Source organism: Williamsia sp. (genome assembly GCF_016462415.1).
Taxonomy (GTDB): Bacteria; Actinomycetota; Actinomycetes; order Mycobacteriales; family Mycobacteriaceae; genus Williamsia_A.
Map to the genome: position 1 here is coordinate 71,957 of NZ_JAEMTF010000006.1, position 8,576 is coordinate 80,532.

Genomic DNA, 8,576 nt, shown 5'->3' on the forward strand with positions numbered 1-8,576 from the left:
CGACGCGCGGTGGCCGGATCGCCGAAGGTGATGGCGCGCTCGCCGCGGCTCCCGGTTCCGAGGGTCGACGCCCAGCCCGCGAGCGTCCACACCCGATTGCGGCCGCCGGCCAGGAACGCGATGTGGATGAAGCCCCATCCGACCCAGCCGAGGTATCCCGACAGCCGGATCGGCCCGGACTGCAGCAGCGCGTGGTGCCGCGAGATGTAGGCGGCGGTGCCGAGATCGCGGTACTTGAACGGCGCGCTCGCATCGCCCTTCTTCGCGACGTCCCGCTTGATGAGCGTGGCCGCATGGTGGCCCGACTGCATCGCGACCTCGGCGACACCGGGCAGCTTGTCCAGACTCATGACGTCGCCGACGGCGAAGATCTCGGGGTGGCCCGCCACGCGCAGGTCCGGTCCGACGGGAATGGTTCCGCCACGGGCGGGTTCGACCCCGGCGGCGGAGTTCAGCGCCCCGGCGAACGGAACCGCCTCGACGCCCGCGGTCCACAACACCGTGTGCGTGTCGATCTGAACCGTCGCCTTGGTCTTCTTGTCGGTCGTGACCGCGTAGTCGGTCCCGACATCGGTGACGTGCAGACCCAGTCGGGTCTCGACACCGATCTTGTCCAGCGTCCGTTGCGCTTTCGCCGACAGACTCGGATGGAACGACTCCAACACCCGCTCGCCGCCGTGCACCAGTACGACGGTGGCCTCGGTGGGGTCGATCGTGTCGAACTCACGCGCCAACGACCGGATGGCCATCTCGCGGATCTGACCGGCCAGCTCCACCCCGGTGGGCCCACCGCCACTGACCACGAAGGTCAGCCACGGCCGACGCAGATCCGCGGTGGGCAGGGTCTCGGCGATCTCGAACGAGGAGATGATCTTGCGGCGGATCGCGAGCGCATCGTCGACGGACTTCATCCCCGGCGCGAACTCCTCGAAGGCCTCGTTGCCGTGATACGACTGCCGAGCCCCACCGGCCATGATCAGGTAGTCGTAGCTCAGGTCGAACGACGATCCGTCGAACCGGCGGGCACGGACCGTCTTCGACTGCGCGTCGATGTCGGTGGCCTCACCCAGCAGGACGGAGATGTTGCGCTGCTTGCGCAGCAGATGGCGCAGTGGGCTGGAGATGTCGCCCTCGGAGAGCAGCCCGGTCGCGCACTGGTAGAGCAACGGCTGGAAGACGTGGCTCGTGCCGCGGTCGATCAGCGTCACCGACACCGCGGCCCTCCGCAGCTTGCGCGCGGCGAACAATCCGGCGAACCCGCCGCCGATGATCAATACGTGGGGGCGTTGCTCAGGCATGAACCAATACTGCCTCACCGGATCCCGGCCGTATCACCACCTCAGCCGACGGCGGCCCGGGTGAGACGCGCGATGTCGGCGGAATACGCGACCAGCGTGACGAGGTCGACCGAGACCTCGGACTCCTTGATCGCGCGAACCTGTTGGGCCACAGCGTCGTCGACAGGCCATCCGTAGGCGCCACCCGAGATGAGCGGGAACGCGATCGAGTCCGCGCCCAGCGACCGCGCCAGTAGCAGACACCGGGAGTAGGCCAGACGCAGGATCTGCGACCGGTCCTCGTTCCGTGACCAGCGCGGCCCGACGGTGTGGATGACCCACCGCGCGGGCAACCGACCGGCGGTGGTGGCGACCGCGGCCCCCACGTCGAGCCCGTCGGGCAGGGTGACGGCGCGGATCAGTTCGCATTCGCGAAGGATGTCCGGTCCGCCGGCGCGGTGGATGGCGCCGTCGACGCCGCCACCGCCGAGCAGGGTGCGGTTGGCCGCGTTGACGATGACGTCACTGCGGACGGCGGTGATGTCGCCCTGCGTCACATCGATGATGGTCATGATGGTTCCTCTCGGGAGTCAGTTGCCGGTGATGCGGCCGGCGAGGGCCGCGAGGTCGGATGCGATCAGTCCGGGGTACCCGTGCAGCACGTCCCGCCAGCGGTCGGGGACTGCCGATGCGCCCGCACACGCGCCGAGCAACCCACCGGCGATCGCCGCCGTGGTGTCGGTGTCGTTGCCCGCGCGGACACACAGTTCCAGCGCCCTCGGCAGGTCGCCGTCGGCCGCGCAGATCGCCCACCAGGCGGTCTGCAAGGCGTGCACCACCCAGCCGTTGTTCGGGAAATCGGCGGGCGAGCTGTACTGCGCCATGTCCAGCAACGGTTCCCAGTACCCGCGCACGTCCGCCGGCGCGTCGACCACCCAGCGCCGGAGGCCGTCGCGGGAACCGGTGCGGACGCCGTGCGCGATCGCCACCGACCACATCTGGCAGGCCTCGCGGGCACGGTCGTCGGCGTGGGTGAGGTCGCTGATCGCGGCGGCGGCCGCAGCGCAGGCGGTGTCGTCCTCGAGGAACGCCAGCGCAACGGGCGCGGTCCGCATCAGCGACCCGTTGCCGCCGGTCCGCCCGGCGATCGACGCGGCGCGAGCCGCCATCGGCGCCGCGGTGCGATCCCGACCCGACAGGACGCTGCGCGTCTGGTTGCCGATGTCGGGTGGACGGGTGTCGTACCAGTCGGCGAAGGCCGCCGCGATGGCGTCGAGATCGACCCGCCCCGGCGACAACCCGGCCGCAACCGCCATGGCCATCGAGGTGTCGTCGGTCCACTCCCCAGGCGCCCAGTCGAACGGTCCGCCGCCGATCATGTCGATGACGACATCGTCGGCGGGATAGGTGAACTCGTACCCGGCACCGAGGGCGTCACCCGCGGCAGATCCGAGCAGCGCCCCGGCCGCGCGGTCACGCTGTGTTGCATCCAGGATCATCGCGATCTCTCCTCATCCGGCCGACCCGACCATTAGCTCACTTCCGCGCTAAAGGTTAGCGCATGTCTGCGCTAAAGTGCAATCGTGGTGTGGACCGACGCGCAGGGGCGAGCCCTGACCGATCATCCGCGGCCGTCGGTTGCGGTCGACGTGGCCGTGCTGACCGTCCTCGACGGTGGGTTGCGCTTGCTCGTCGTCGACGGCCCCTTCGGTCGCGCGTTGCCCGGCACCTTCCTGCATCCCGGGGAACGGCTCGCCGACGCGGCCGCCCGCGCGCTGCGGGACAAGGCAGGCGTTGGCGACCTCGCCTTTCACCAGCTCGGCCTCTACGACGACCCCGCCCGCGACGACCGCGGATGGGTGCTGTCGATGGCGCACGGATCCGCGTCGCCTTCGCATTCACTGCCCCCGACCGCCGAACTGGTCGAGATCGTCGACGACCGGAGCGCACTCCCCCTCGCCTTCGACCACGACGACATGGTCACCGCGGCCGTGCACGATCTGCGTGCGCGCTACGCCGACGACGCCGACCCCGACGCACTGCTCGGCGACCGGTTCACCCTGCTCGAGCTCCGCCGTGTCCACGAGGCCATCGTCGGTCGGCCGCTGCCCAAGGACACCTTCCGACGACGGATGCTCACCCACATCGAGGGCACCGGAGAACTCGTCACCGCCGACGCGGGACGGCCCGCCGAGCTCTTCCGACGGATCCGGGCGCACCCCGACGCCTGAAGAAACAGAACACGACATATCCGGCAGCGCAGGGATATGGTCTCGCAGCCCTTACGGCGCGCAGTAGCGTCAGCAGCATGAGTGTGTTGCGTACCAAAACAGTCGAGGCGATCAAGTCCGACGCCGCCGGGGGCGAGGGCGACGGGGAGGGCAGCGGACTCCGCAAGACCCTCCGCACCCGCGACCTCGTGGGATTCGGCGTCGGAATCGTCATCGGCACCGGCATTTTCACCTTGACCGGCATCCAGGCGAAGGAGAACGCCGGACCGGCCGTGGTCGTCTCGTTCCTCATCGCCGGGCTCGTCAGCATGCTCGCCGCCCTGTGCTACGCCGAGCTGGCGTCGGCCGTCCCCACCGCGGGCAGCGCCTACACCTACGCCTACGCGACCCTCGGCGAGGTCTTCGCCTGGATCATCGGGTGGGACCTCGTCCTCGAGTTCGCGCTCGGTGCCGCCGTGGTCGCCCGCAGTTGGTCGGGGTACCTCGCCGATCTGTTCGGGTTGCCGCCGTCGCTGTTCACCGAGGAGTCCACGGTCAACATCGGGGCGGTCGCCATCGTCCTGGTGCTCGGCGCCATCGCCGCGGTGGGCGTCAAGGAGTCGGCGCGCGTCACCAACACCCTCGTGCTCGTCAAGGTCGCGATCTCGGTGTTCATCATCATCGTGGGCGCGTTCTTCATGAAGAAGGCGAACCTGCTGCCGTTCATCCCCACGTCGCAGGCCACCACGACCAAGGTCGACACCATCGACCAACCGCTGCTGCAGTGGCTGGGCGGTTTCGAACCCGCCACGTTCGGCGTCTCGGGGCTGTTCACCGCCGCTGCGGTGGTGTTCTTCGCCTACACCGGCTTCGAGGCGGTGGCCAACCTCAGCGAGGAGACCCGAAACCCCGCCCGCGACATCCCCCGGGCCCTGCTGATCGTGCTCGGCCTGTGCACCGCGCTCTACGTCATGGTCGCGTTCGTCGTGACCGGCATGCAGAAGTACACCGACCTCGACTCCAGTGCACCGATCGCGAAGGCGTTCGACGCCAACAACGCCAGTTGGGCCGGGACGTTCGTGGCGATAGCCGCGGTCGCCGGCCTCACCTCGGTGATCCTGGTCGACATCATCGCCATGAGCCGCATCGGTTTCGCCCTCGGCCGCGACGGGCTGCTGCCCCAGTCGGTGGCCAAGTCGTCCCCGCGGTTCGGCACCCCGTTCCGGTTCACCGTCGGCACCACGATCTTCGTCGCGATCCTCGCCGGCCTGATCCCGCTGACCGATCTGTCCGAGATGGTCAGCATCGGAACGCTGTTCGCGTTCCTGATCGTCTCGATCGCGGTACCGATACTGCGCCGCACCAAGCCCGACCTGAAGCGACCGTTCCGGGTGCCGCTGTCACCGATCGTCCCGATCCTCTCGGCACTCGCCTGCATCTACCTGATGCTCAACCTCGTCGTGGGCACCTGGCTGCGGTTCCTGGTGTGGTTGGTCCTGGGCATGGTCATCTACCTCGCCTACGGGCGGCGGCACGCCCGGTTGGCTGCGAAGCTGGTCGATCTGCCGTCGGAAGCGAAGGTCACCAAAACCCTGGAATGACCGACGGTTTCAGTTCGTGCGGATGTGCATGAGGTCGACGTTGTAGCTGGTGTACGTCGTGGTGGTGATGTACAGATCCTTGTCGGTCGACCACGGGTGCATGAACCCGCCGTAGAGCTGCGGATACTTGATGCTGGAGACCAGGTTCGACGGTTCCGACCAGAGTCCCTGCGGAGACCGTGACTGGCGCAACACGATCGCGCTGCGCAGCACGTCGAGGTAGGTGGCCTGCCAGAGCTTGGACTTCTCGTCGTAGCGCACCGACAGCTCACCGTTGGGGCCGCCGAAGATCGGGGTCGCCTGGTCGCCGTTGCGGGTCGGGATCCAGCGGCCACGCACCCAGTACTGGTAGGCAGTCTTGTTCAGGATCTGGTTCTTGGGAACCCGCGCCAAAGCGGTGGCGCCGAGTCGGCCGTTGGGCGTGCCGAACATGTAGACCCAGTCACCCTGCGGCACCATCGCCGACACCTGGAAGTTGGCGTTGCCGCCGAAGATGTTGTCCCAGCGCGCGTACTGGTCTTTGACCCACGTCGACCCGCCGTCGTCGGAGTAGGCCAGACCGCCGTAGTTGGTGATCCACTGCCCGGGCAACGTGAACGAGTTGATCGACATGTAGCTCATGTACTGACGGTTGCCGAGTGCGAAGCCCGAGGTCGGGATGACGGTCTGTTCGGCGTTGTTGATCTTTCGGCTCGCCAACAGCTCGGCGGCATGGCAGCGACTGTCCTGCACCATCGTCCTGATCTTCAGGCCATCGGAGAGCTTCGTGTCGTCGCTGAATCCCAGGACGTTGGACCGCCAGTCACCGCCGTTGGCGCCGGGCGGGCGGAACCCCTTGCCGAAGCTGTCGCCGAACGCGATCGCGACCTGCCCGGGCTTGGACTGCCACATGATGCCCAGGTCGGTCCCGTTGAGTTGAAAGCGCTTGTCGGTGCGGCCCGTCGATCCCCTGCCCGTCACCTGCGCCACGTAGTTCGAGGCGCCGACCCGGGGGTTGCCCATCTTGGGCGTGAGCGAACCAGGCGTCGACCCCGGTGCAACGCGCGGAGGACGCGCCTGGAACGGCGGCGGGGTACCACCGGGCACCGGGACCGGGACGGTGAGGAACGGCCGCGGCACGAACGACAGTTTGGGGATCGGGATGTTCCCCGAACCGGTCCCGACCGCGCTGGTCGGCGGCGGAGGGTCGGTGATGTCCGGGCACGGGTCCTTGCAGAAGTCCGCGAGGGGCTGCTGCGACGGGATCCGCTTGTTGTTCTGCAACGGCCCGTAGCGCGGGACGGGCTGCACCTTCAGGTACGGGATGGGGATCCGGATGTTCGGGGCCGAGGGCGCCGACGGCCGGGCCGGTTGCGGGAGGTCGTTGGCACATCCCGAACTCGGGAGGGCCACCGACCGTGCGGGCGCCGCCACGGCGGGCGCGCCGCCGAGGGCGGGCAGCAGCGCACACCCGGCGATCGTGATCGCCACCAGCCGTCGAAGCATGCCTGATCCCCGTTCCACTGATCGTTCACTGAGCGAGGCTGAACCTAACATGTGACCGGTCACAGGGTGACGTCTCCGAAAATGGACGGGGACCCGAGATGCTCCCGAGACCATGCCGATACCCACCGGCCGCGACGCAGGCGCGGCGATCTGCCCTGTGGGACCTACGCCGGGCGACATACTGAGCACATGCCAACCTGGATCGTCGTCGTGCTCGTGATCGCCGTGATCATCGCGATCGGGGTGATCTTCGCGCTTGTCCGCTACTACCGGGAGAAGCCGCCGCCCATTCCGGCCGGCTGGTACCCCGACCTGCACGACCCGTCGATCGAGCGTCGCCACGACGGTTCCGGGTGGACCGACGACACCCGACCCAACGAGGAGGAACGGAACCGCTGACGGTTCAGCAGCGACCGATGTCCGTGCTCGGCGGGCGGACCGCGTCGGGCTCGGACGCACCCGGCGGGGTCGAGAGCCGGGCCAACAACCAGTCGTAGACCTCGACGTGGTTGAGCAGGGTGAAGTGGTTGGCCGAGGCGATCGCGAAGCCGTCCTCGTCGCGGAACCCGATGTGGCGGGTCTTGTTCCGACCCGAGGCACTGGGAACCAGCACCAGCCCGTCGCCGATCATGCGACCCACCGGATGACGTGCGTTGCGGGTGACCGTCGCCGAGACGAAGCAGTGGGTGGCGTTCTCCAACAACGGGACCTCCTGCACGGCGGCGACCTTCAGCGCGTCGATGTCGCGGCCGGTCCAGTCCTCGTCGACGAGTGAGCCGTGGAACAGGTCGCGCACGCCGGAGCTGCGGCGGCGGAGCAGACGCGCGAACGGCCGCGACTCGGGCAGCTTGTCCAAAGCGGCACTGAGGTAATGCACCGACCGTTCCAGCGGGGCCCCCAGGTGCGGCGTCCCGAGGCACACGACGTGGCGCACTCGTTTCACCCACAGCCGCTCGGCGGTGGCCGCCTGGAAGCAGGCGCTGCGCACCACGAGGCCGCCCATCGAGTGCCCGACGAACGCTATCTCGTGCACGGGCACCGGCCAGGAGACGACGAGTTCGGCCATCAGCTTCTCCAGCTCACGGCCGTTCTCCGAGACGTGTTTGCCGGTGTTGTAGCGGATCTGGACCTCGGTGGCGCCGAGATCGTCGCGCAGTCGCGCTCCGTAGGTCGGCGCGCCGGTCAGCGTCCACGCCGCCTCGGTCTCCATCAGTCCGTGCAGGAAGACCACGACCCGACCGGTGGCCGCGGGAAAGGCGGCGGCGAGTGCGCCGACGGTGGGCGCGACGGGTACGCCGTCGACACGGATGGCCATGGGCTGGGCCAGTGGGCTCTGTTGGTTGTCGAGGTGGTCGCCGATCAGTCCGTTGACGGCGGCGATGACCATCGCACCCTTGGTGGTCTCCGACGGCGGCCGCCCCCAGCCGTTGGCGGTCTCGCCGGCGATCTCCGACGCGGTGTCGCAGACGGCGGTGATCACCGAGTAGGTGCCACCGGCGATGGCGTCGTGCACCGTCTTCGCCGGGGTCACGAAGTCGCCGAGCCCGAGGCGCAGGCCGGTGAACACGTGATCGGAGATGGCGGAGTGGACCTTGGCGATGCCGGACGTCGCGTCGCCGAGCTCGGCCAACGCGAGACGGGTCAGCTCGCGGACCTCGGTGCGGCGCTGTTCAACCACGTTGTTCATGGCTTTGAGAGTACAGTTGTTCACTGATCGAGTCACGTCGATCCGCGGCCTCCGGCAGGATGTGACCCATGTCCTGGATCCGCAACGCCGCCCGTGGAGTTCTGGGCGGGTTCCTCATCTTCGCCGGCACCGCGCATCTGACGTTCGCCCGCGACACCTTCCACGCTCAGGTTCCCGACTGGGTCCCGCTGAACGCCGACTTCGTCGTCATCGCCTCCGGGGTCGTCGAGATCGTCCTCGGTGTCGCCCTGATCGTCCTCTATCGGTATCGCGTCGCGATGGGGTGGATCGTCGCCGCGTTCTTCGTCGCCGTGTT

Annotated in this window: 8 protein-coding genes and 1 pseudogene; 4 read left to right on the forward strand and 5 right to left on the reverse strand. The window is 68.4% G+C overall.

Features of this window, described 5'->3' with window-relative positions:
* From JHC79_RS02715 to JHC79_RS02725, 3 genes are all read right to left on the reverse strand, one after another.
* Positions 1-1,298 (reverse strand): NAD(P)/FAD-dependent oxidoreductase (locus JHC79_RS02715; protein ID WP_296388328.1); only part of this gene is annotated, 1,298 nt, incomplete at its 3' end.
* A 41-nt stretch (positions 1,299-1,339) separates the two neighbouring features.
* Positions 1,340-1,849, reverse strand: a complete 510-nt coding sequence (locus JHC79_RS02720; protein ID WP_296388329.1) for an O-acetyl-ADP-ribose deacetylase — start codon at positions 1,847-1,849, stop codon at positions 1,340-1,342.
* 18 nt (positions 1,850-1,867) lie between these two features.
* Positions 1,868-2,776, reverse strand: coding sequence for an ADP-ribosylglycohydrolase family protein (locus JHC79_RS02725; protein WP_296388330.1), 909 nt, complete (start codon positions 2,774-2,776; stop codon positions 1,868-1,870).
* 81 nt (positions 2,777-2,857) lie between these two features.
* On the opposite strand from JHC79_RS02725, the gene JHC79_RS02730 reads away from it, so the two are divergent.
* Both JHC79_RS02730 and JHC79_RS02735 read left to right on the forward strand, forming a co-directional pair.
* Positions 2,858-3,508 carry an NUDIX domain-containing protein gene (locus tag JHC79_RS02730; RefSeq protein ID WP_296388355.1) on the forward strand — a complete coding sequence of 217 codons (651 nt, stop codon included), beginning with the start codon at positions 2,858-2,860 and terminating at the stop codon, positions 3,506-3,508.
* A gap of 77 nt (positions 3,509-3,585) precedes the next feature.
* A complete protein-coding gene (locus tag JHC79_RS02735) occupies positions 3,586-5,088 on the forward strand; it encodes an amino acid permease (protein ID WP_296388331.1) in 1,503 nt (500 codons plus the stop codon).
* A 9-nt stretch (positions 5,089-5,097) separates the two neighbouring features.
* Here JHC79_RS02735 and JHC79_RS02740 read toward each other — a convergent pair whose 3' ends face one another.
* Positions 5,098-6,573, reverse strand: coding sequence for a DUF4185 domain-containing protein (locus JHC79_RS02740; RefSeq protein ID WP_296388332.1), 1,476 nt, complete (start codon positions 6,571-6,573; stop codon positions 5,098-5,100).
* Positions 6,574-6,762: 189 nt separating this feature from the next.
* Between JHC79_RS02740 and JHC79_RS02745 the strand changes: the two genes are divergently transcribed.
* Positions 6,763-6,972 carry a DUF2510 domain-containing protein gene (locus JHC79_RS02745; protein ID WP_296388333.1) on the forward strand — a complete coding sequence of 70 codons (210 nt, stop codon included), beginning with the start codon at positions 6,763-6,765 and terminating at the stop codon, positions 6,970-6,972.
* 4 nt (positions 6,973-6,976) lie between these two features.
* Here the strand turns inward: JHC79_RS02745 and JHC79_RS02750 are convergent, their stop codons facing one another.
* Entirely contained in the window at positions 6,977-8,260 is a 1,284-nt protein-coding gene (locus JHC79_RS02750) for an alpha/beta hydrolase (RefSeq protein WP_296388334.1), read from the reverse strand.
* A 68-nt stretch (positions 8,261-8,328) separates the two neighbouring features.
* On the opposite strand from JHC79_RS02750, the pseudogene JHC79_RS02755 reads away from it, so the two are divergent.
* Positions 8,329-8,576 (forward strand): annotated as a pseudogene (locus tag JHC79_RS02755) (hypothetical protein); the annotation flags it as partial.